The sequence below is a fragment of the Sporosarcina sp. FSL W7-1349 genome (genome assembly GCF_038003045.1).
In the GTDB taxonomy this organism is placed as follows: Bacteria; Bacillota; Bacilli; order Bacillales_A; family Planococcaceae; genus Sporosarcina.
Genome location: NZ_JBBOOK010000002.1, coordinates 144,906 through 168,619 on the forward strand (window position 1 = coordinate 144,906; position 23,714 = coordinate 168,619).

At 49.1% G+C, this 23,714-nt stretch carries 14 protein-coding genes, 3 rRNA genes and 3 riboswitches; of the genes, 5 read left to right on the top strand and 12 right to left on the bottom strand.

Translation table 11 applies throughout. From position 1 onward, the window contains the following. Nucleotides 1-81 precede the first annotated feature (81 nt). The 11 genes from rrf to MKY41_RS14710 all read right to left on the bottom strand — a co-directional run bounded on the left by rrf (nt 82) and on the right by MKY41_RS14710 (nt 16,996). A 5S ribosomal RNA gene (gene rrf / locus MKY41_RS14660) occupies nt 82-197 on the bottom strand. A gap of 70 nt (nt 198-267) precedes the next feature. After that, nucleotides 268-3,200, bottom strand: a 23S ribosomal RNA gene (locus MKY41_RS14665). Between the two features lie 360 nt (nt 3,201-3,560). Continuing rightward, nucleotides 3,561-5,112: ribosomal RNA gene (locus MKY41_RS14670) — 16S ribosomal RNA — on the bottom strand. Together the 16S, 23S and 5S rRNA genes form the textbook arrangement of a ribosomal RNA operon. Before the next feature lie 339 nt (nt 5,113-5,451). Further along, entirely contained in the window at nt 5,452-6,786 is a 1,335-nt protein-coding gene (locus MKY41_RS14675) for an NCS2 family permease (protein WP_340745827.1), read from the bottom strand. A gap of 109 nt (nt 6,787-6,895) precedes the next feature. Continuing rightward, nucleotides 6,896-6,996, bottom strand: a riboswitch (purine riboswitch). After that, complete coding sequence (guaA, locus tag MKY41_RS14680) at nt 6,990-8,393, bottom strand: glutamine-hydrolyzing GMP synthase (protein ID WP_340745828.1); 1,404 nt, start codon at nt 8,391-8,393, stop codon at nt 6,990-6,992. It overlaps the preceding riboswitch by 7 nt. A 126-nt stretch (nt 8,394-8,519) precedes the next feature. Further along, a riboswitch (purine riboswitch) is annotated at nt 8,520-8,621 on the bottom strand. A 30-nt stretch (nt 8,622-8,651) separates the two neighbouring features. Further along, entirely contained in the window at nt 8,652-10,856 is a 2,205-nt protein-coding gene (locus MKY41_RS14685) for a transglutaminase-like domain-containing protein (protein ID WP_340745829.1), read from the bottom strand. Continuing rightward, nucleotides 10,853-12,055, bottom strand: a complete 1,203-nt coding sequence (locus tag MKY41_RS14690; RefSeq protein WP_340745830.1) for a DUF58 domain-containing protein — start codon at nt 12,053-12,055, stop codon at nt 10,853-10,855. The genes MKY41_RS14685 and MKY41_RS14690 overlap by 4 nt, the downstream gene beginning before the upstream one ends. Continuing rightward, entirely contained in the window at nt 12,052-13,005 is a 954-nt protein-coding gene (locus tag MKY41_RS14695; protein ID WP_340745831.1) for an AAA family ATPase, read from the bottom strand. The genes MKY41_RS14690 and MKY41_RS14695 overlap by 4 nt, the downstream gene beginning before the upstream one ends. Nucleotides 13,006-13,165: 160 nt before the next feature. Further along, nucleotides 13,166-13,990 (bottom strand): ammonia-dependent NAD(+) synthetase, encoded by an 825-nt coding sequence (gene nadE / locus MKY41_RS14700; RefSeq protein ID WP_340745832.1) that lies wholly within the window; start codon nt 13,988-13,990, stop codon nt 13,166-13,168. Nucleotides 13,991-14,221: 231 nt separating this feature from the next. Further along, a complete protein-coding gene (locus tag MKY41_RS14705) occupies nt 14,222-15,694 on the bottom strand; it encodes a nicotinate phosphoribosyltransferase (protein ID WP_340745833.1) in 1,473 nt (490 codons plus the stop codon). A 450-nt stretch (nt 15,695-16,144) separates the two neighbouring features. Further along, nucleotides 16,145-16,996, bottom strand: coding sequence for an aldo/keto reductase (locus MKY41_RS14710; protein ID WP_340745834.1), 852 nt, complete (start codon nt 16,994-16,996; stop codon nt 16,145-16,147). 155 nt (nt 16,997-17,151) lie between these two features. Continuing rightward, nucleotides 17,152-17,256, top strand: a riboswitch (SAM riboswitch). A 313-nt stretch (nt 17,257-17,569) separates the two neighbouring features. Between MKY41_RS14710 and MKY41_RS14715 the strand changes: the two genes are divergently transcribed. The 5 genes from MKY41_RS14715 to MKY41_RS14735 all read left to right on the top strand — a co-directional run bounded on the left by MKY41_RS14715 (nt 17,570) and on the right by MKY41_RS14735 (nt 23,002). After that, nucleotides 17,570-18,691, top strand: coding sequence for a methionine biosynthesis PLP-dependent protein (locus tag MKY41_RS14715; protein ID WP_340745835.1), 1,122 nt, complete (start codon nt 17,570-17,572; stop codon nt 18,689-18,691). Next, entirely contained in the window at nt 18,688-19,881 is a 1,194-nt protein-coding gene (gene metC / locus MKY41_RS14720; RefSeq protein WP_340745836.1) for a cystathionine beta-lyase, read from the top strand. The genes MKY41_RS14715 and metC overlap by 4 nt, the downstream gene beginning before the upstream one ends. An 18-nt stretch (nt 19,882-19,899) precedes the next feature. Then, entirely contained in the window at nt 19,900-20,649 is a 750-nt protein-coding gene (locus tag MKY41_RS14725; protein WP_445683339.1) for a cyclase family protein, read from the top strand. Nucleotides 20,650-21,307: 658 nt separating this feature from the next. Beyond that, nucleotides 21,308-22,405, top strand: coding sequence for a 3-phosphoserine/phosphohydroxythreonine transaminase (gene serC / locus MKY41_RS14730; RefSeq protein ID WP_340745837.1), 1,098 nt, complete (start codon nt 21,308-21,310; stop codon nt 22,403-22,405). Between the two features lie 336 nt (nt 22,406-22,741). Further along, entirely contained in the window at nt 22,742-23,002 is a 261-nt protein-coding gene (locus MKY41_RS14735) for a hypothetical protein (RefSeq protein ID WP_340745838.1), read from the top strand. 45 nt (nt 23,003-23,047) lie between these two features. Here the strand turns inward: MKY41_RS14735 and MKY41_RS14740 are convergent, their stop codons facing one another. Further along, nucleotides 23,048-23,689, bottom strand: coding sequence for a hypothetical protein (locus MKY41_RS14740; RefSeq protein WP_340745839.1), 642 nt, complete (start codon nt 23,687-23,689; stop codon nt 23,048-23,050). Nucleotides 23,690-23,714 lie beyond the last annotated feature (25 nt).

The following is a 23,714-nucleotide window of genomic DNA, read 5'->3' on the forward strand; positions in this document are numbered from 1 at the left end:
CATTACACCGCACCTTACTTCTCACCTACCTGAAAAAAGGCAATAAAAAAAAAGCCATTCCCCATTGGGAATGACCTGTCCGCCCGGCGACGTCCTACTCTCACAGGGGGAAGCCCCCGACTACCATCGGCGCTGAAGAGCTTAACTTCCGTGTTCGGTATGGGAACGGGTGTGACCTCTTCGCCATCGTCACCAGACTCTTGAGCTTGTTCGCTCAAAACCGGATAAAACCAACATTGTCTGCCACAAGCATGCAACCTTTGTATTGAGGTCAAGTCCTCGATCGATTAGTATCCGTCAGCTCCATGCGTCGCCGCACTTCCACCCCGGACCTATCCACCTCATCTTCTTTGAGGGATCTTACTTACGAATGTAAAGGGAAATCTCATCTCGAGGGGGGCTTCATGCTTAGATGCTTTCAGCATTTATCCCGTCCACACATAGCTACCCAGCGATGCCTTTGGCAAGACAACTGGTACACCAGCGGTGTGTCCATCCCGGTCCTCTCGTACTAAGGACAGCTCCTCTCAAATTTCCTGCGCCCGCGACGGATAGGGACCGAACTGTCTCACGACGTTCTGAACCCAGCTCGCGTACCGCTTTAATGGGCGAACAGCCCAACCCTTGGGACCGACTACAGCCCCAGGATGCGATGAGCCGACATCGAGGTGCCAAACCTCCCCGTCGATGTGGACTCTTGGGGGAGATAAGCCTGTTATCCCCGGGGTAGCTTTTATCCGTTGAGCGATGGCCCTTCCATGCGGAACCACCGGATCACTAAGCCCGTCTTTCGACCCTGCTCGACTTGTAGGTCTCGCAGTCAAGCTCCCTTATGCCTTTGCACTCTGCGAATGATGTCCAACCATTCTGAGGGAACCTTTGGGCGCCTCCGTTACACTTTAGGAGGCGACCGCCCCAGTCAAACTGCCCGCCTGACACTGTCTCCTGCCCGGATCACGGGCATGGGTTAGAAGTCCAATACAGCCAGGGTAGTATCCCACCAATGCCTCCACCGAAGCTGGCGCTCCGGCTTCCAAGGCTCCTACCTATCCTGTACAGGCTGCACCGGAATTCAATATCAGGTTACAGTAAAGCTCCACGGGGTCTTTCCGTCCTGTCGCGGGTAATGCGCATCTTCACGCATATTATAATTTCACCGAGTCTCTCGTTGAGACAGTGCCCAGATCGTTACGCCTTTCGTGCGGGTCGGAACTTACCCGACAAGGAATTTCGCTACCTTAGGACCGTTATAGTTACGGCCGCCGTTTACTGGGGCTTCAATTCGAAGCTTCGCTTGCGCTGACCTCTCCTCTTAACCTTCCAGCACCGGGCAGGCGTCAGCCCCTATACGTCACCTTACGGTTTTGCAGAGACCTGTGTTTTTGCTAAACAGTCGCCTGGGCCTATTCACTGCGGCTCTCTCGGGCTATTCACCCTACCAGAGCACCCCTTCTCCCGAAGTTACGGGGTCATTTTGCCGAGTTCCTTAACGAGAGTTCTCTCGATCACCTTAGGATTCTCTCCTCGCCTACCTGTGTCGGTTTGCGGTACGGGCACCTCCCGCCTCGCTAGAGGCTTTTCTTGGCAGTGTGAAATCAGGGACTCCGGGGAATAATTCCCCTCGCGGTCACAGCTCAATGTTAGAGGAACGGGATTTGCCTCGTTCCACACCTCACTGCTTCGACGCGCATGACCAACAGCGCGCTCACCCTATCCTACTGCGTCCCCCCATTGCTGATAGCGGCGGGGAGGTGGTACAGGAATATCAACCTGTTGTCCATCGTCTACGCCTTTCGGCCTCGACTTAGGTCCCGACTGACCCTGAGCGGACGAGCCTTCCTCAGGAAACCTTAGGCATTCGGTGGAAGGGATTCTCACCCTTCTTTCGCTACTCATACCGGCATTCTCACTTCCAAGCGCTCCACCAGTCCTTCCGGTCTGGCTTCGACGCCCTTGGAACGCTCTCCTACCACTGACACCAATGGTGTCAATCCACAGTTTCGGTGATCCGTTTAGCCCCGGTACATTTTCGGCGCAGCGCCACTCGACCAGTGAGCTATTACGCACTCTTTAAATGGTGGCTGCTTCTAAGCCAACATCCTGGTTGTCTGGGCAACGCCACATCCTTTTCCACTTAACGGATACTTGGGGACCTTAACTGGTGGTCTGGGCTGTTTCCCTCTCGACTACGGATCTTATCACCCGCAGTCTGACTCCCAAACCTAAATCATCGGCATTCGGAGTTTGTCTGAATTCGGTAACCCGGGATGGGCCCCTAGTCCAAACAGTGCTCTACCTCCGAGATTCGTTGTTTGAGGCTAGCCCTAAAGCTATTTCGGAGAGAACCAGCTATCTCCAGGTTCGATTGGAATTTCACCGCTACCCACACCTCATCCCCGCACTTTTCAACGTACGTGGGTTCGGGCCTCCAGTAAGTGTTACCTTACCTTCACCCTGGACATGGGTAGATCACCTGGTTTCGGGTCTACGACCCCATACTCATTCGCCCTGTTCAGACTCGCTTTCGCTGCGGCTCCGCCTTCTCGGCTTAACCTTGCATGGAATCGTAACTCGCCGGTTCATTCTACAAAAGGCACGCCATCACCCCTTAACGGGCTCTGACAACTTGTAGGCACACGGTTTCAGGTTCTCTTTCACTCCCCTTCCGGGGTGCTTTTCACCTTTCCCTCACGGTACTGGTTCACTATCGGTCACTAGGGAGTATTTAGCCTTGGGAGATGGTCCTCCCGGATTCCGACGGAATTTCACGTGTTCCGCCGTACTCAGGATCCACTCTGGAGGGGATGGACTTTCGGCTACGGGGCTATTACCCGCTGCGGCGGACCTTTCCAGGTCGCTTCGCCTAACCCATCCCTTTGTAACTCCGTATAGAGTGTCCTACAACCCCAGGAAGCAAGCTTCCTGGTTTGGGCTCTTCCCGTTTCGCTCGCCGCTACTCAGGGAATCGAATTTTCTTTCTCTTCCTCCGGATACTTAGATGTTTCAGTTCTCCGGGTCTGCCTCATGTACGCTATGTATTCACGTACATGTACTGCCCCATTACGGGCAGTGGGTTTCCCCATTCGGAAATCTCCGGATCAATGCTTACTTACAGCTCCCCGGAGCATATCGGTGTTAGTGCCGTCCTTCATAGGCTCCTAGTGCCAAGGCATCCGCCGTGCGCCCTTTCTAACTTGACCATAATGGTCGATCGTTCGGCCATAGCGATATGGCGTCCGGATCGTTACAAAGAATTGCATGTTCAATCACAAAAAGTGATCGACTCGGTTGATTACTTGTGTTTGTTGCTTTCAATGTTGTTTTATCCAGTTTTCAAAGAACAAGTCGGCTTCCGATAAGCGGCGCATTACGTTGTCAGCTTCACTCGTTCACATCCTCACGTGCCTAAGCACGCTCCGGTGTTCACTCGTTCGCTTCCTAGTACTGCTTGCTTCTCGAAACCCTTCGATTTGAAAATCCATCTCAAAGATGAACCTTCAAAACTGAACGCAAAACGTCAACGTATGAACCCAAGGTTCATATTCCGTAAATATCCTTAGAAAGGAGGTGATCCAGCCGCACCTTCCGATACGGCTACCTTGTTACGACTTCACCCCAATCATCTGTCCCACCTTCGGCGGCTGGCTCCCGTAAGGGTTACCCCACCGACTTCGGGTGTTACAAACTCTCGTGGTGTGACGGGCGGTGTGTACAAGACCCGGGAACGTATTCACCGTGGCATGCTGATCCACGATTACTAGCGATTCCGGCTTCATGCAGGCGAGTTGCAGCCTGCAATCCGAACTGGGAACGGTTTTATGGGATTGGCTCCCCCTCGCGGGTTCGCAGCCCTCTGTACCGTCCATTGTAGCACGTGTGTAGCCCAGGTCATAAGGGGCATGATGATTTGACGTCATCCCCACCTTCCTCCGGTTTGTCACCGGCAGTCACCTTAGAGTGCCCAACTGAATGCTGGCAACTAAGATCAAGGGTTGCGCTCGTTGCGGGACTTAACCCAACATCTCACGACACGAGCTGACGACAACCATGCACCACCTGTCACCGCTGTCCCCGAAGGGAAAGGCATGTCTCCATGCCGGGCAGCGGGATGTCAAGACCTGGTAAGGTTCTTCGCGTTGCTTCGAATTAAACCACATGCTCCACCGCTTGTGCGGGTCCCCGTCAATTCCTTTGAGTTTCAGTCTTGCGACCGTACTCCCCAGGCGGAGTGCTTAATGCGTTAGCTGCAGCACTAAGGGGCGGAAACCCCCTAACACTTAGCACTCATCGTTTACGGCGTGGACTACCAGGGTATCTAATCCTGTTTGCTCCCCACGCTTTCGCGCCTCAGCGTCAGTTACAGACCAGAAAGCCGCCTTCGCCACTGGTGTTCCTCCACATCTCTACGCATTTCACCGCTACACGTGGAATTCCGCTTTCCTCTTCTGTACTCAAGTCCTCCAGTTTCCAATGACCCTCCACGGTTGAGCCGTGGGCTTTCACATCAGACTTAAAGGACCGCCTGCGCGCGCTTTACGCCCAATAATTCCGGACAACGCTTGCCACCTACGTATTACCGCGGCTGCTGGCACGTAGTTAGCCGTGGCTTTCTGATAAGGTACCGTCAAGGTACGGGCAGTGACTCCCGTACGTGTTCTTCCCTTACAACAGAGCTTTACGATCCGAAAACCTTCTTCGCTCACGCGGCGTTGCTCCATCAGACTTCCGTCCATTGTGGAAGATTCCCTACTGCTGCCTCCCGTAGGAGTCTGGGCCGTGTCTCAGTCCCAGTGTGGCCGATCACCCTCTCAGGTCGGCTACGCATCGTCGCCTTGGTAGGCCGTTACCCCACCAACTAGCTAATGCGCCGCGGGCCCATCCTGCAGTGACAGCCGAAACCGTCTTTCAGAGTTCCTCCATGCGGAGGAACTGATTATTCGGTATTAGCCCCGGTTTCCCGGAGTTATCCCCATCTGCAGGGCAGGTTGCCCACGTGTTACTCACCCGTCCGCCGCTAACTTCAGGGAGCAAGCTCCCATCTGTCCGCTCGACTTGCATGTATTAGGCACGCCGCCAGCGTTCGTCCTGAGCCAGGATCAAACTCTCCATAATAGAAGAAAATGAATAGCTCATTTCTTGCTGGCATCATTTAAGATGTCAATTTCATGTCAATTTCGAATCCGAAGATTCGTTTTGTCCGTTTCACCGACGGGGTCGGCTTCCGAACTTTATTTGTTGACGTTTTGCTGTTCAGTTTTCAAGGTTCATTTTTTGTCGGAAGTTAGTGTTTCTTGTTATCTCGTCCCGACTGCTTAACTAATATAACAAGTTCTCGAAAAGAAGTCAACACTTATAGACAAGTTTTTTTAAAAATCTCTTCATCCTCTTTGAAAGGCCGCCGCTCCTATTATAGTAAAAGGGCTCCCTCTCTATAAGAAGAAGCCCCATTTTTTATTTAATGAAGATAAAGTACAAGATAAAAATGACGAATAGTCCATACATGATGGGGTGGATTTCTTTTCTTCTTCCGCTCACCAGCATAGTAATCGGATAGAAGATAAACCCGATTGCGATTCCGGTTGCTATGCTATATGTCAGCGGCATGGAAATGATGACGAAAAATGCCGGGACTGCTATTTCGAATTTATTCCATTCGATGTTCCCTAATGCCGATACCATTAGTACACCTACAATGATGAGCGCCGGCGCTGTTACCGCTGGCGTAATGACAAATAACAATGGTGAGAAGAACAATGATAGAAGAAACAGCAAACCAACAACAACAGAAGAGAAGCCTGTTCTTGCCCCAGCGGCTACTCCCGCAGTCGACTCAACATAAGAGGTCGTCGTTGATGTTCCGAAAATAGCCCCTGTCACTGTTGCCATCGAGTCCGCTAGCAAAGCTCGTCCTGCGCGTGGCAGCCTGTCGTCCTTCATTAACCCTGCTTGGGTCGCTACTGCTACGAGAGTTCCGGCAGTATCAAAGAAGTCGACAAAAAGGAAGGTGATGACGATGACTAAGAATTGCGTCGTCATCAAGGATGCTGGGTCATGGAAAAAAGCATCAAACGCAGCGCCGAATGTTGGAGCGACACTTGGAACTTTATCGACGATTTTTGTCGGTACCTCAATCAGACTGACAATCATTCCAAGTATTGTCGTCATAATCATTCCGTAGAAGATGGCACCCTTGATTTTCCGAACCATCATAATAATGGTGACTACTAGACCGAAAATCGCTAGCAGTGTAGGGCCGGCACTTAAATCTCCGAGCGTGACCAGCGTGTTCGGCTCCGCAACAATGATGTCAGCATTCTGGAGTCCCAGAAAAGTGATGAATAATCCGATTCCCGCACCAACGGCTAATTTCAATTGTGCCGGTATGGCGTTAATGATCAACTCACGTAAGCCTGTCAATGATAGGACAATGAAAATCAATCCCGAAACTAAAACGCCTGTCAAAGCAGTCTGCCAAGGGATACCATAGCCTAAAACAACTGAAAATGCGAAGAAGGCATTCAATCCCATACCTGGAGCAAGTCCAATCGGATATCTTGCGATTACCCCCATGAATAGAGAACCCACAGCCGCGGCGAGTGCGGTTGCGACGAAGACCGCTCCCTTATCCATGCGCATGGCATCCGGCAGGTCAGGTACTGTATCTAGTGAAAGCATAATAGGGTTAACTGCCAAAACGTAGGCCATTGCTAAGAATGTCGTTAATCCGCCTATGATTTCCCTCCGGTAATTCGTCCCTAGCTTTTCAAACTCAAAATATTTCTTCATGATAACCGCCCTTTTTTTAGTTTAAATAGTAAATAACCGATAACAAAAAAAGGAAACATACGATGTGCAATCATATGCTTCCCTAATGACAGTTAAATTAAAAAGATCTCGTTTTTAATTCAAAAATCGTAGTCGGATCATTTAAGGTGTCCGGTAGAGACTTAAGGGCCATATTCCCAAAATTATACGATGCGATTATTTAATTATTCCCACTCGATTGTGCCAGGTGGTTTTGCAGTGATATCATAAACGACGCGATTTACATGTTCCACTTCCGCTGTGATTCTTGTGCTGATTTTTTCAAGGATCTCCCAAGGGATTCTTGCCCAATCCGCCGTCATTCCATCTATGGAATGGACTGCGCGAATTCCGACAGCATAGTCATAAGAACGCTTTTCGTTTCTAACGCCGACGCTGCGAATGTCAGGCAGGACAGCGAAGTATTGCCAAATTTCACGGTCAAGACCCGCTTTCGCGATTTCGTCGCGGAGGATCCAGTCGGCCTCGCGGACGATGTCAAGCTTCTCTTCGGTAACTTCTCCCAACACACGAACACCAAGGCCCGGTCCCGGGAACGGTTGGCGATGTACGATATCGGAAGGGAGTCCGAGTTCTGCACCGACTGCACGTACTTCATCTTTGAACAATGCCTTCAACGGTTCGATCAATTCAAATTCCATATCTTCCGGCAGTCCGCCGACATTATGATGGGATTTGATGACTTCTTTTGTCGCCGTTCCACTTTCGATAATATCCGCATAGATTGTCCCTTGTGCAAGGAAGTCAATGCCATCCAGTTTTGCCGCTTCATCATCGAATACATAGATGAATTCGTTACCGATCGTCTTACGTTTCGTTTCAGGGTCGGTGATGCCTTTCAGCTTAGTAAGGAATCGCTCTCTGGCGTCGATTTTAATGAAATTCATATGAAATTTGTTGCTGAATGTATCGACAACACTTTCTACTTCCCCTTTACGCAAAAGGCCATGATCCACGAACATGCAGGTCAATTGATCACCGATAGCCCGGTGGATCAACGCCGCAACCACTGAAGAGTCGACCCCACCGCTAAGGGCACAAAGGACTTTTTTATCTCCAACTGTCGTACGGATTTTTTCCACTTCAATTTCGATGAATCTTTCCATCGTCCAGTCGCCTTTCGCTTCGCAGATTGTCAATGCGAACTGGCGAAGAAAATCGAGGCCATTCACAGACCCGCCGGCTTCTGGTTGAAAATCAATCCCGTAGGTCTTGTTTGCATCGCCGCCAATTGCGATGATCGAATCTTGCGGTTTTGACGGGGTGTCCTCACCTAATTGTTTTGCAATCAAGTGCATCCCGTAATTGATACCAAGAATAGGAATCCCAGCTGAAAAGATTTCCGGATCAATCGTCAATGCTTCTGTCTCAACGGATGCTGGTCCGCCGGATAAGATGATCCCAACGGCATTCATTCCTTTGATTTCCTCTGCAGACACTGTATGTGCATGGAGTTCACTATACACGCCAAGATCACGGATTGTCCGTGTGATCAGTTGGTTATAGTTGCTGCCCAAATCGAGTACTACGATCTTTTCCTGTTCTACTAATAAAGGAGCTGTTGACATTCGACCGACCTCTTCCTTTTTATTTCGATATTGCCCATAGAATACCCGATTATCAAAAAAAGACACGTTAGAAAGGCTTTCTTTCCACGCGTCTCATTATCTACAAAAAGGCGAAAACAACCCATGACTGAGTTAATTTCGCCTTCATAGTCAAGTCATTTACGGTGACTTGGTAGAAACATTCGAACCGATTATCGAACATATATGAGGCATATCGGGCTTATTCTTTTTTTATCTTACTTCTAATAAAATCAAAAATCAACCCACAGTCTTTTTTATTAAATCTTCCCATATTTTCTGCAAATTCATCCAATCGTGATCTGCTGTCTCCCCACCGTAAAAGCCTTTTTCATAAGCAATGGTTAATAAGCTCATGGAAGTTCCGCCAAAATGACGATCGACTTCCTTGGCATAATCGGCCAACGTCGTGCCGTGCCGCCTCTTCAAGCCGATTCGATCCAATTGTTTCAGCAAGCTTCCATACTGTTTCCGGAACATCTCCCAATCGCCCGACTCAGATCGCCGCCACCGCGTCAACAGGGCAGGCAACCATTTGGCCCGCCGTACATACACCATGGAAACGACCAATAGCAGAGCAAATCCGAAGAATACCGTCTTCATCGTATTTGTTTGGAACCATTTATCCAAAGCTTCGATGAAAGAGCTGAAACTGGCATCCTGCTTTGTCGTGGTTTTCGGTCCATGCGTTTCCGTTTCCTGAGGCCGCTGCTCTTGCTTTTCCTGCGTGTCCGCATTGCCGACGTTCAAATCAAGGTCATACTCGATATCGGCTGTATTCGTAAAACCGATTGTCGGTTCGAACGGCATCCAGCCGACACCCGGCATATAGGCTTCCACCCAGGAATGGGCTTCGTTGTTGGTGACGCGGTAGATCTTCTCCCCATCGGCGTTCCTCGCCTCCTCGCCCGGGGCAAACCCTTTCACCCAACGGGCCGGGATGCCGATCGATCGCAGCATGACGACCATGGAAGTGGAGAAATTATCACAATACCCCCGCTTCGTTTCGAATAAAAACTGATCCACATAATCCTGGCCCATTCTTGGAACAGGGATGTCCTGTTGGGCATAAACAAAGCCGTTTCTCGCAAAATACCTCTCGATCGCCTTCGCTTTTTCATAGACGCTTTCCGATTCCCCCGCAATGTCCATCGCAAGTTCCCTCACCCGGGACGGCAATTGATCAGGCAATTGTAAATAAGGATTCAGATTTTCCGTCGTATAGGAGAAATCCTCCATTTTTGTTGCGCGAAGTTTTTGCAGGCTATACTTATGCTCCTCGAATTCCAGAAGGTAAGAAGGGAGCTCGACCGCAGAGTACGAGGTATTATTCGAATTGGCGATTACGGTTGCATATTTACCCGTCGCATTCGTCTTGATTAGCTGATAATTATCGTCCGCATGCACTTTATGCAGGCCATACGGATAAACAACAAACGGAAATGGATTAGATAAGATTAGTTCAGCCGTTCGCAACGATTCGTCTTCATTGATTGCATGGAGTTCATCTCCCATGTGATAAATCGTTTGTTCATTGGACTGGGAGACCTGCTCCCAACCTTTGGAGGTATACGTATTTTTCGTCTCGATTTTCCAATATTGCCGATCCGCCACTTTCGCCTCGAAAATCAACGTATCGTCTTGGACAAAGGAGCCACCCAGTTTGGAATCATCTGGATCATAGCCACTCTTCGTAACTCCGGCGAGATTGCCTGACTCCTCGACACCTTGTACGACCGCTCTGACAAATGGTACAGGATCCGGCCATACCGGTTCACTTTTCGGCAAATAATGGGCTAACAACCCGCCTGTTGAGACAAAGAGCAATAGCGGAATAGAGATGAAGAGGTATGTTCGAAAACGGAGTGGCTTCCGATGTTTTTGAGCAAGCCTGGAGATCGTTAACAACCCAAGCAACAAGCAGCCCGATACCATAATCCGGAAGATCGACTGTTCTGCTGAATATGGGCTGAACGTGTCAATGAAGGCAATAAAGACAACCGTCATGACATAGAACAATAAAATGCTCTTCTTCACTTCAATCCAATACCGTATTAAATACGCTGTCATCCATAATAGCGCAAAAAACAACATCGTCCGGAACGGATTTGAAATCCCCTCCCATTGCCCTTTCAGAAGTACCACAATATTTGCGATAAAATCATCCCTCAACAAGATAAGCGCTTGCTGAGAGAAAAACAGTTCATGAAAAAATATATAATGGACGGCCCATAAGATATAAAGCAGTTTCACCGGTATGGCAAGCCACCATTTGATATTAAATAGAGCCATCAGGAAAAACAATGCGACAAATAGTAGAAATAAGACCAAACTGCCCGACGATGTCAATTCCATCACAGGCAGCAGCCATTCCCAAAGCAGGACAAAAGCGAGTAGATAAAGTAAAATCAGCATCCATTTGTCAATCTGTCTTTCAGTTCTCATCGGGCCACCTCATTGAATGTATCCGAAAACGGTTTTCGATATAGCGTATAGACATTGACCCCTTTTGATCGGGCCATCCGGATGGCAGCTTCCCGTTTCCCCGTCAGGCCGCTTTCCTGATCCACTACGACAAAACAGACGATTGAGCGTGCCTGTTGAAAGTGCGAGAGCAACGACTGGAACAGCACTTCGTCAGGATTGCCGGTGATAATGACAATATTTTCACTTTGAGGGACTGCCGCCATTTCGGCGATCGGCAGCCCTTCCTCTTCCGACGGTCTAACCTTTGCCAACTGGACGAATGCTTGGTGAAATTGGACTTCCGATTGGATGGAAGGGATTAAAAGCGGTTGGGATCCGAGAATGGCGAATGTCAAACCCGCTTGTTTTCTTGATGTCTCACGTAGCAAGGAAGCAGCGAGTTCGACTTGGTCTTCAAACACATCAGATCGCCTGCCATCCAATGCGACAAATATCTGCTTCGCCTTGCCTTCATCAAACTCTTTCGTCATCAATTGTTGTGTTTTCGCAAACGACTTCCAGTGAATCCAGGCCATCCGGTCACCCGCTTGATAATCACGCACCCCTGTCACCAACGCCATATCTTTCGGGACATTCCGGGAAATGACTTGGGAACCCGTTTCCGAAGGACTGTCTTTCGGTTCGTAGTGGAAATCCGTCATTTTCGGATAGACGAGAACCGTTTCCGGCAAGTCGAGCAGCGCTGCTTTTTTTATCCAGCCAAAAAAGTCAGACAGTTCGATCTTAATTCCACGAAGTTGATGTTCCCCCCTTGGCATCCGATCGATCGTATACGTCCACTCCACTTCTTTCGACATGCCAAACAAAAAGATCTGCTTCATTTGACTGCCTGCCCATGCGGGAAGTCTTGAACCCTCTCCGACTTCTGCTGCAACAACATAGAGCAACGGAAAGCGAAATTTACGTTTCAATCGGACAACCACTGTCAAACTGCCTCCTCGGTACACACGAGGCGTCATCACTTCTCGTTCCGCTTTGATGGCAGAAATCGGATATAGAAAAAGCAGAACCGAGTAACTGACAAACGGCACTAGGATATAAAAGATGGTCCAGCTGACGATGCCGCCTTGGAACATGGCAAATATAAAAGAGGCAGCGAGAAGGGATATCACGAAAAGCAACCGCCCGATCAGAACAATCTGGTGACGGGCCTTCATCTCAAAAACCTGGACCGGTCAACTGGCACACGAACATCGGCCAAAACCCGGTCAAGGATCATTGCAGTAGAAACTCCTTGGAACCGGGCTTCGGGCTTCAAGATAATCCGATGACCAAACACGAATGGAGCCAAATACTGTACATCATCCGGAGTAACATAGGTCCTACCCTTCCCTAATGCAAATGCCTGGCAGCCTTTCATGAGAGCAAGCGATCCTCTCGGACTGACACCCAAATAGATATCGGGGTCTTCCCGAGTCGCAGTTGCGCAGTCGACAATATAAGACTTGACTGTGTCATCGACCGTCACTGCCTTCGCGGCCTGCTGCAATTCTCGCAAGTTAGTCAGCGTAATGACCGAGTCCAATTTCTCGACGGCCACTTCCTCTACGGCCCGCCGAAGGACCTCCACCTCTTCCGTCTTCGATGGATACCCCATTTTCAGCTTGAATAAAAAGCGGTCCAACTGCGCTTCGGGCAACGGGTACGTCCCTTCGTACTCGATCGGGTTCTGGGTGGCCATGACGAAGAACGGTTGAGGAATACGGATCGTTTCCCCATCCACTGTCAAAGAGGATTCCTCCATGCTTTCAAGGAGAGCGGATTGCGTCTTCGGGGAGGTTCGATTGATCTCATCGGCTAAAATGATATTGCCTAAGATTGGACCCGGCCGGAATTCAAACTGCATTTCTTTAGGATTGTAGATGGACACTCCAAGAACGTCGGACGGCAACAGGTCCGGCGTAAACTGAATCCTTTTGAAGTCGGCGCCAATCGATTTTGCGAGCGCTTTCACTAGCATCGTTTTCCCGACGCCCGGCACATCCTCCAATAAGACATGCCCGCCCGAAAGCAGGGCGGTCAAACTAAGCTCGGCGATTTCCCGCTTGCCGATCATGACTTTCTCTATATTATCCAATACTTTTCCGATCATTTCTTCATTTGTCATTCTCGTTTCCCCCATTGCTAAAGCAAATCTGACGGCTATTCACATTCAATCGTTTCGTCTGTAGGCTTAACTTACTAACATCATACAGGAAGAACGTATCTTCTACAATGAATGAAGCTGGACGCTTCAAGCGTAAAAAAGGACAGGGAGGCCCTGTCCTTCATTTCCAAAAGTCATCGAAAATAGTAATTGGCATATGCCGCTTATGCTGCGAACGAAGGAAGTGGTTTTCAATCGTCTTCCGCGCCGCTTCTGCAATCTGCTTCCCTTCCAAGTAATCATCGATGTCGTCGTAGGTGACACCCAACGCGACTTCATCCGGAATGGCAGGTTTTTCATCCTCCAGATCGGCAGTCGGCACTTTCGTGTACAGGTGCTCCGGGCAATTCAGTTCATGCAGCAACTGTTTTCCTTGCCGCTTGTTGAGCCGGTAGATCGGCATAAGGTCCGCCGCCCCGTCCCCGAACTTCGTATAGAATCCGGTGATCGCCTCGGCAGCATGGTCGGTTCCCAACACGACGCAGTTATGCATGGCCGCCACCGAATATTGGACCTTCATCCGCTCGCGGGCTTTCTCATTGCCTTTTGCATAATCCGATAACGTGATGCCTGCCGCCACTAGCGCCCGCTCGCTCGCATCGACCGCCTCTTTGATATTGATGGTATACGTTAAAGAAGGTCCGATATAATCCAACACTTCCTGCGCATCGTCTTCATCGAATTGAATGCCGTACGGTAGACGGATCGCGATGAATTTATAATCATCGCCATTTTCGCCATTCAATTCATCGACGGCCATTTGAGCCAGCTTTCCGACAAGCGTCGAATCTTGCCCTCCCGAAATTCCAAGGACGTACCCATGAAGGAATGGATTTTTCCGCAAATAGGCTTTCATGAAATCGATCGACTTGCGTATCTCCTCTTTCGGATCGATCACCGGCTTCATCTTCAACTCAGCTATGATTTTCTCCTGCAATGTAGTCAACGCTCATCCACCTCATTTGTTTTAATCAATTACGCCTTGGCGTAATTGCGAATCGAACAGCGAAGTGTTCGATTTGCCGTATTTCTGCGTCCTTTGCAGAAATTAAGGCACCCTCAATGTGATGTCCTTTCAAAATCTGTGACATCCGCCGGAGGCTTTATCCGAATTCATTTCACTCTTTTTAGAAGTGGAGTCTTCTGTAGCTGACGTTTCGCTGCCAGTACAAAAAAATTATTGAATTCGGATATAGTCTTCTACCATATCTTGCACTTCTTGTATGTTGCGCATCTTATTGTCCCAACACTTTTGACTTAAATCGACCGGGTATTCCTCCGGGTTTAACGACCGTTTATACTCATCCCAAAGAAGAGTCAAGTTTTCCTTGGCATATTCCCGCATCTCGCGGAGCGGCGGATTTTTATAGACGATTTCCCCTTGGTCGACGACCTTAACATGCAAATCCTTCGCTTCAAAATTCGTCACGAACTTGGAAATGAACGTATGGATTGGATGGAACATCTTGATGCGCTTTTCGGAAGCCGGATCTTCATCATACATCGCGATATAATCCCCTTCTGCCATGCCGTTTTCCCGGTCAATGATCCGGTACAATTTTTTCCGTCCGGGGGTCGTCACTTTTTCGGTGGATGAAGAGATCTTAATGGTATCTTCCATTTCGCCTGCCTCATTTTCGATGGAGACAATCTTGTAAACAGCCCCTAAAGCAGGCTGGTCGTAGGCTGTGATCAGCTTCGTTCCGATTCCCCACACATCCACCCGGGCGCCTTGCGCTTTCAAGTTGAGAATGGTGTATTCATCCAAATCATTGGAGACAATAATTTTTGTATCCGGGAACCCTGCCTCATCCAGCATTCTGCGCGTCTCTTTCGAGAGATACGCAATATCGCCGCTATCCAGCCGGATGCCTTGGAAATTGATCTGATCCCCGAGTTCTTTCGCCACTTGGATAGCGGTCGGCACGCCGATTTTCAGCGTATTGTATGTATCAACTAAGAATACACAGTCTTTATGGCGCTTGGCGTAGGAATGAAAGGCCTCATACTCGCTCTTATATGCTTGGACCATCGAATGAGCATGCGTACCTGCCACTGGGATTTCAAATCGTTTCCCTGCAAGGACATTGCTCGTCGCTTCGATACCGCCGATGTAGGTCGCTCGGGCTCCCCAAATCGCGGCGTCCATCTCGTGGGCGCGCCGTGTTCCGAATTCCATGACGACTTCATCTTTCACCACCTGTTTGATGCGGCTCGCTTTCGTAGCGATCAACGTCTGGTAATTGACGATATTGAGGATCGCTGACTCGATCAATTGCGCCTGGATCAGTGGTGCTTCCACCCGGATGATCGGTTCATTGGCAAAGACGATTTCGCCTTCCTGCATGGAGTAAATGTCTCCCGTAAATCGAAGATCCTTCAAATACGAAAGAAAATCCTCCCGGTAGCCTAATTCATCACGGAGATAGGCTAGATCGCTCTCGGTGAAATGCAAATCCCGCAAATAATCGAGGATGCGCTCCAACCCTGCAAAAACGGCATAGCCGTTCCCAAATGGCAATTTCCTGAAAAACAATTCAAATACGGCTTTGCGATTATGGATGCCATCCGCCCAATAGGACTCGGCCATGTTGATCTGATACAGATCCGTATGCAATGTCCAGCTATCGTCTGTGTAATTTGAACTCATTCCAATCTCCTTCTTCCACTTCCAAATATGTATTAGTATACCGAGTATACTACATGTACCCGGAATCTGGCGGGTTCTAACCTTTAGGATTCCCAATTTCCATGGGAACTGATACGGGAGAATGCAGTGTTTTCATGGGATTTGAGTGTTTGCGTCGAGGCCTGGAAGTAGGGCGATAGGATATGAGCACGGGTGAGGGGATTATGATTTCAGGGGCACGACTTATGAACGAGGAAGCAGGGCTTATAAGCGTGGAGACAAAGTTATGAGCGAAGGGTACGACTTATGAGCACGAACGACGAGTTATGTGCGAAGAACTACTACTTATAAGCGCATACGCAGACTTATGAGCGAGAAAGCACAACTTATAAGCGCAAGACACGGAGTACGCGGGAACTTGCGTGCTAATCAAAAAATGCCGGGCGGCTGCCACGGCATTTTCCATATTCCTCATCGTTTCACGGTAACGCCTGTAAAATCGAAGTTATCCGGATCCGGACCGACGCGTTTGTTTTCATTCAACGTCCCGATGGCCTCCACCTCTTCTGCAGTGAGTTCAAAATCGAACACGTTCGCATTGTCGATGATCCGGCTTTGCTTCACTGACTTCGGAATGGTCACGACGCCGTTTTGCAAGTCCCAGCGCAGCATCACTTGTGGAACCGTTTTTCCGTATTTCTCGGCGATTTCGACCAACACCGGATTTTCCAGAAGCTGTCCTCGCATGAGAGGGGACCATGCTTCCATCTGAATTCCGTTCTCCTTGCAAAATGCCAGAAGTTCGACTTGTGTCAAGCATGGATGGTATTCGACCTGGTTGACCATCGGCATGATTTCCGCGTCTGCCATCAAGTCCTCCAGATGATGGATGTTGAAGTTGCAGACGCCAATTGCCCGTGCGCGCCCGTCTTTGTAGAGCTTTTCCAACGCTTTCCACGTCTCTTTGTATTTTCCAGCTTCCGGCCAATGGACCAAATAAAGATCGACGTACTCAAGTTCCAACCGTTTCAAACTATCGTCGAATGCCTCTAACGTAGCCTCGAAGCCTTGATCCGAGTTCCACACTTTTGTCGTTACGAAAATTTCCTCACGCGGAACACTCGATTCTTTGAGCGCTCGTCCGACCTCTTCTTCATTGCGATAAATCGCGGCCGTATCGATGCTGCGGTATCCTGCATCCAATGCCCATTTCACCGCGTCTACCACTTCTTCCCCCTTTGACTGGTAAACCCCCAAGCCCATCCACGGCATTTGGACGCCGTTGGACAAAGTAGTACAATCCTGCAAATGTTTAGCTACCATTCCTACCACTCCTACCCATATGTAATACGAACATATTATCACAGAGAACCAATTCGCTACAGAAGGTTGCTTCCCTAGAAAATAGCTCTTGCATTAAAAAGATTCTCATGATAGAGTTGGATAAATTAATCTTTTCACACAACTTCATATTTGTATTCTTATCCAGAGAGACGGAGGGATTGGCCCTACGATGTCTCGGCAACCAGCCTATTTCAGGTATGGTGCTAATTCCAATAGGCGAGCAGCCTTGAAGATAAGGAGATTGACTTCATACATACTGAGGGTCCTCTTCTTCGAAAAGGGCGCTCTTTTTTTATCTTATTCAGCGGGTATTCTCCCGCTGAATAGGGGAACTCAGACTTGGAACGCCGTGTCCTGCGGCAACGTCTGAGTAACCAACATCCTGTTGGCCCAAAGCCTCCGGCGGAATTCACGGATTTTGAAAGGACATCACATTGAGGGTGCCTTACTTTCCGCAAAGAACGCAGAAATTAAGGCAAATCGAACACTTCGCTGTTCGATTCGCAATTACGCCGAGGCGTAATTGATTTCATTTAGAAAAGGATGAACACGATGACTAAGAGAAGTTTGGCAACGACGTTAGTGCAACTGGGGAATCATAGCGATCCCAAAACAGGGGCGATCAATCCGCCGATTTATTTATCCACCGCTTATAAGCATGACGGCATTGGAAAATCGACTGGCTATGATTACACTCGGACCAAAAATCCAACTCGGTCGATTTTGGAAGACGGCATCGCGAAACTGGAAAACGGAGATTCGGGTTTCGCCTGTAGTTCAGGGATGGCGGCAATCCAACTTGTCCTTTCCCTATTCCGTTCGGGAGATGAACTCATCGTCCCGGAAGACATTTACGGAGGTACGTATCGTCTTTTAGACTACTATTCCGATGTGTATTCAATTCATACTACGTATACCGATTTTACTAATATTGAGGCAGTGGAGAAACTCATTTCCGAAAACACTCGGGCTTTATTCATCGAGACGCCGACAAACCCCCTTATGCAGGAAATCGATCTTGCAGCATATGCAAAACTGGCTAAACAGCACGGTCTGCTATTAATTGTCGATAATACCTTCTTGACGCCTTATTTCCAGCGTCCGATTGAAGACGGAGCGGATATCGTCCTCCATAGCGCGACGAAATATATCGGGGGACATAACGACGTCCTCGCCGGTCTCGTCGTGGCGAAAGGCGAAGAACTCTGCGAACGTCTAGGCAAAAACCATAATGCCATCGGGGCGGTGCTCTCCCCTTCCGATTCCTGGCTCATTATCCGTGGCCTCAAAACGCTTCATTTACGAATGAAACAACATGATGCCAACGCGAAGGCGATTGTCGAATATTTGAAGAGCGAACCGAAAGTGACCGACGTCCTCTATGCCGGACGAGGCGGCATGCTGTCGTTCCGTTTAAAAGAGAGCGCATGGGTCGGAACATTCCTGGAAAATCTTCAACTTATTACATTTGCGGAAAGCTTGGGTGGAGTGGAAAGCTTCATCACCTATCCAACGACGCAAACCCATGCCGATATTCCAGTAGAAGAACGGATGCGGCGCGGTGTCTGTGATCGGCTGTTGCGTTTTTCCGTCGGTGTGGAAGAGGCGGAAGATTTGATTGACGACTTGAAGCAAGTATTCGCGAAATTGGAAAGCGGGGTACCCCAACAATGAGCAACCAGCGATTGGAAACGAAATTCATCCACGCATCCACGAGCGGCAACTTTGAACAGAAAACGGGAGCCGTGAATGTACCGATTTATCTATCCTCCACTTTTCATCAGGAAAATTTCGATTCATTCGGCCCGTATGATTATAGCCGTTCGGGCAATCCGACGAGGGATGCGCTGGAAAAGACCATCGCCGAGTTGGAAGGCGGCGCAAGAGGACTGGCATTCGCATCCGGGATTGCAGCCATCTCGTCCGCCTTCATGCTGCTGAAATCTGGGGACCATATTGTGGTGACGGAAGATGTCTATGGCGGGACGTTCCGTTTCATCACGCAAGTATTAACGAAATTCGGCATTGAGCACACATTTGTCGACTTGGCGGATTTGGAAGCGACAGCCCAAGCGATCCGCCCGAATACGAAAGTGATTTACATGGAAACGCCATCGAACCCGCGTCTTGGGATTACGGATATCGCCGCTATCGTTGAGCTGGCTAAAGCGAACGGCTGCCTGACGTTCCTGGATAATACGTTCATGACGCCGCTCTACCAACGTCCGATTGAACTCGGTGTAGATATTGTACTGCATAGCGCAACGAAATTTTTGTCCGGCCATAGCGATATCATCGCTGGATTAGCAGTGACAAAAGATGAAGAACTAGGCAATCAACTTGCCTTCATCCAAAACTCATTCGGAGCCATTTTGGGAGCGCAAGACTCATTCTCCCTCATCCAGGGCATCAAGACGCTCGGCGCACGGTTGGCCCAATCGTCCGCCTCCGCGAAGAAAATCGCCGATTATTTGAATGAACACCCGTTAGTCGAACACGTCTATTACCCGGGATTGGCCGACCATCCGGGCCATGCCATCCACGCGGCCCAATCATCGGACGCCGGGGCAGTACTATCTTTCCGCCTGCCGAATCGAGAAACGGCGAAAGCATTCGTCGACCATATCCGAATCCCGGTATTTGCCGTCAGTCTTGGCGGAGTGGAGTCGATCCTCTCCTATCCGGCGCAAATGTCCCACGCGGCAATGCCGAAAGAGGAGCGGGATAAACGAGGAATCACCGACGGCCTGCTGCGTTTTTCTGTTGGTCTCGAGCATGTCGATGATTTGATTGCAGATTTCGAACAAGCGCTGCAGGCGGCTGCCGAAGTGAATGAAGATTTTGCAGTTGTTGAAATAAAATAAAGAAAGCAGGGATTTGTCATGACAAAAACATTGACCAATGAAGTTCTCGAAGCGATTCAACTGGTGAAGTCGAAAGAATGGGTTGACCTGACGCATACATTCGGGAAGGATTCCCCTCATTTCTCCGCATTCGACGCGGCGGAAACCGTTACTTTATTCGACCATGATGACGGGTTTTTCGCTCAGCAATTCACGTTCGCCGGCCAGTACGGAACCCATATCGACGCGCCGATCCACTTTGTGCGCGATACGCGCTATTTGGAGGAACTGGAGCTGAAAGAACTGGTCTTGCCTTTGGTCGTCATCGACAAATCAAAAGAAGCTGCGGAAAACCACGATTTTACGCTGGCGGTTCAAGACATCCTCGACTTCGAAGCAGAACACGGGGAAATCGAGGGAGGCACATTCGTCGCGCTGCGGACAGACTGGAGCAAACGCTGGCCGGATAAAGAAGCGTTCGACAACAAGGACGCAGATGGCAATAACCGCATCCCGGGGTGGGGGTTGGAGGCGCTGAAGTTCCTCTTCGAAGAGCGGAAAGTGAAAGCGGTCGGCCACGAAACCTATGACACGGACTCCGCCATCGACTTCCAGAAGAACAATGCCCTGCTTGGCGAATATTACGTATTGGAACAGGATACGTACCAAATTGAGTTATTGACCAACTTGGATAAGCTGCCGGCAAAAGGAGCGGTTATCTTCAATATCGTTCCAAAACCGGAGAAAGCATCCGGCTTCCCGGTCCGCTCCTTCGCCATTCTGCCGTAATAGTGGATTTTCCAACAGCCCTACCGTGATGGGGCTGTTTTCTTATTGAAGTGGATAGCATGATGATTGGACTGTTTGTTGATAGGTAGGTTTTGATCGGTGGCGGGGGTTGCTATGGTCGTGGAACGGGGACTTATGAGCGCGAGGTGCAGACTTTTGAGCCTGGGATGCGAGGTTATTGGCAACCCAGACGAGAAATCGTGACAAGATATCAGCAATCCCACGAAGTTATCAGCAGTCCGAACAAGATATCAGCAATTCCATGAAGTTATCGGCAGTCCGAGCTAGATATCAGCAGTCCCACGAAGTTATCGGCAGTCCGAGCTAGATATCAGCAATTCCACGAAGTTATCAGTAGTCCGAACAAGATATCAGCAATTCCACGAAGTTATCAGCAATCAGAGTAAGATATCACTTCAACGCGGTTATCAGCAGTCCGAGCAAGTTATCAGCAATCCCACGAAGTTATCGGCAGTCCAGACACAATATCAGCAATCCCGCACCATTATCAGCAATCCGAAAAATGAATCGTCAAAAATCCACCGTTCGCTTATCATTCAAGAGAATTTCTCAAAAAATGTTCGGATATTTTCAACCATTTCCACTTTCAAAGGTGTATAATTTCATATATATTTGTTTCCTAGAAGGAGTGTTCAACTTGAGTCAAACTAATCAACGTGCATACAATTTCAACGCGGGTCCATCTGCACTGCCGTTGGCGGTATTAGAAAAAGCGCAAGAGGAATTGGTCAATTTCCGCGGTACGGGCATGTCTGTCATGGAATTGAGCCACCGCAGTGCTGCTTTTGAAGAAGTCCATAATGCCGCAATCGATCGCTTGAAATCGTTATTTGCCATTCCGGAAAATTATGAAGTCCTTTTCCTCCAGGGGGGAGCGAGCCTGCAATTTTCTATGATTCCGATGAATTTCTTGCCAGAAGGACAACAAGCGGGTTACGTCATGACGGGCTCTTGGTCTGAAAAGGCATATAAAGAAGCTGAATTGCTAGGTCAACCATATGAGCTGGCGAGCACGAAAGACAATAAATATCGCAATATCCCGGCGCTGGACGAACTTCAATTTAATTCTACGGACGCTTATGTCCACGTCACTTCGAATAACACGATCTATGGAACGCAGTGGGGCGAGTTCCCGGAGACGGGCGATGTGCCATTAATCGCCGATATGTCGAGCGATATCATGTCCCGGCCAGTGAATGTCAGCCAATTCGGGATGATCTATGCGGGAGCGCAAAAAAATCTGGGACCATCCGGTGTGACTGTGGTCATCATTCGCAAAGATCTTTTGGAAAAAGCGAAAATTGAACTTCCGACGATGTTGAAATACAGCACCCATGTCAAAAACAATTCATTGTACAACACACCTCCGACATTCGGTATTTACATGCTCGGCGAAGTGTTGAACTGGATTGAAGAAAAGGGTGGCTTGGAAGCGATCGCGAAGCAAAACGAGGAAAAGGCGAAGTTGATCTACGATGCAATCGATAACAGCAACGGCTTCTACACGGGCCATGCCACGCCGGATAGCCGTTCCCTCATGAATATTACATTCAACTTGGCGAATGAAGAGCTCGAGAAGAAATTCCTCGCGGAAGCGAAAGAAGCGGGATTCGTCGGCTTGAACGGCCACCGTTCGGTTGGGGGATGCCGTGCGTCCACATACAATGCAGTCCCGGTTGAAGCGTGCCAGGCACTCCGTGATTTCATGCTGGATTTCCAATCAAAGAATAGCTAATCGGCTTTACCAGACCTCTAGTCTTAGGGACCTTCCCGATGACTGGAGGTCTCTTTCATTCTGCTCATAACCCATAGGTTGACCAACCAAGGACTTTCCAAGCCGCTACATATAGTAAGTGTAAAGCCGAGGGGAGGTTATAATATGGGATCATGCGATTGTGGCTGTTCCACAATACGATTCGGGGATCATAGGTGTGGATGTTCTTCATGTCACCACTCCGATTGTTGTTGTAGGCATTCCCGCCATCATTGTGGATGTTGCCGAAGCAGTTGCTGTCACTTCAGTATCCGATTGGCCGGCTTGCAGAACGGGTTCCACTCCAGACTCCTTCGTTTGTTGTGGAAGGAAGCGCATTTTAAGCTGGAGAGCGGAGATGAAGTGACCGGGACCATCGTTTCGGTCGGATCGAATTTCGTGGAAGTGCTGGTCGACGACGCCCTCCCACAGGAAAGTGAGACAACCTTAAGTATTCCGGAGGAGGAGAACGAATCTGAAAAGCGGGAACACCCGACCGGGATAACTTGGATTTTTTCACTCGATCAGATTGCGCATGTCGAGGTTGTTGGTGAGCAACCTTACCAAACTTGTCAATAACCCGAAAGAAGTCAGCCGACTATTGATTGGCTGACTTCTTCTTTTTCAATAAACGACCCGGATCAAACGGATGCGGCCTATAGGAATCTCTATCTCTTTTTCCTCGGTAGCTAAACAAATCGTTTCTTTGCTCACGTACGCAAGCTTTCCCTGAAATGCAGAATCTTCGGTTATCACTTCAAAGGGCAGTTTCTCCAACGTCAATAAAAAAACGGCTAATCGGATTCTGAAGAACAAATGGATCAATTCAGGCGAGGAGGCAACCGTCTCCCCGAAACGAAAGGCTAGTTCGCGCTTGCAACCCGATGAAGCATCCAACAGATCGGGGGCCGGGAAAGGATCGGCAAAACGGCCCGCGGGCAGCACCTTTCTGATGTTCGAATACGGTAAAATGACGCTGCTCGCCTTCCCTTCGAGGACGACAAAATCAAAACCGGCCAGTATCACCTTCCCTTCGACCGCATTTCCGGACTGATCTATCACTTTTACGGATAGGTCCTTCAATCCGTCGAACACCTTTTGGTACGTTTCATCGATTGATCGGTCATCCGATAGGGCCAAATCCAGTAATAAGTCATTCGCATCTTGGATATCTTCGCGAAGTTTAGGCGGCAGATCGTCCGTAGGAGAGGGGAGCTGGGGGTTCGAGAGTATTTCCGGACAATCTTTCCCATCACGCTCTTTCATTACTTGACACCTCCTTTCCATTATA

Excerpts from the sequence above, each read along its gene's own strand:
- MKY41_RS14675 (WP_340745827.1), bottom strand. The coding sequence starts at position 6,786 with ATGAAGAAATATTTTGAGTTTGAAAAGCTAGGGACGAATTACCGGAGG.
- MKY41_RS14685 (WP_340745829.1), bottom strand. The coding sequence starts at position 10,856 with ATGAGAACTGAAAGACAGATTGACAAATGGATGCTGATTTTACTTTAT.
- MKY41_RS14710 (WP_340745834.1), bottom strand. The coding sequence starts at position 16,996 with ATGGTAGCTAAACATTTGCAGGATTGTACTACTTTGTCCAACGGCGTC.
- MKY41_RS14715 (WP_340745835.1), top strand. The coding sequence starts at position 17,570 with ATGACTAAGAGAAGTTTGGCAACGACGTTAGTGCAACTGGGGAATCAT.
- MKY41_RS14690 (WP_340745830.1), bottom strand. The coding sequence starts at position 12,055 with ATGAAGGCCCGTCACCAGATTGTTCTGATCGGGCGGTTGCTTTTCGTG.
- metC (WP_340745836.1), top strand. The coding sequence starts at position 18,688 with ATGAGCAACCAGCGATTGGAAACGAAATTCATCCACGCATCCACGAGC.
- MKY41_RS14695 (WP_340745831.1), bottom strand. The coding sequence starts at position 13,005 with ATGACAAATGAAGAAATGATCGGAAAAGTATTGGATAATATAGAGAAA.
- guaA (WP_340745828.1), bottom strand. The coding sequence starts at position 8,393 with ATGTCAACAGCTCCTTTATTAGTAGAACAGGAAAAGATCGTAGTACTC.
- MKY41_RS14740 (WP_340745839.1), bottom strand. The coding sequence starts at position 23,689 with ATGAAAGAGCGTGATGGGAAAGATTGTCCGGAAATACTCTCGAACCCC.
- MKY41_RS14725 (WP_445683339.1), top strand. The coding sequence starts at position 19,900 with ATGACAAAAACATTGACCAATGAAGTTCTCGAAGCGATTCAACTGGTG.
- MKY41_RS14705 (WP_340745833.1), bottom strand. The coding sequence starts at position 15,694 with ATGAGTTCAAATTACACAGACGATAGCTGGACATTGCATACGGATCTG.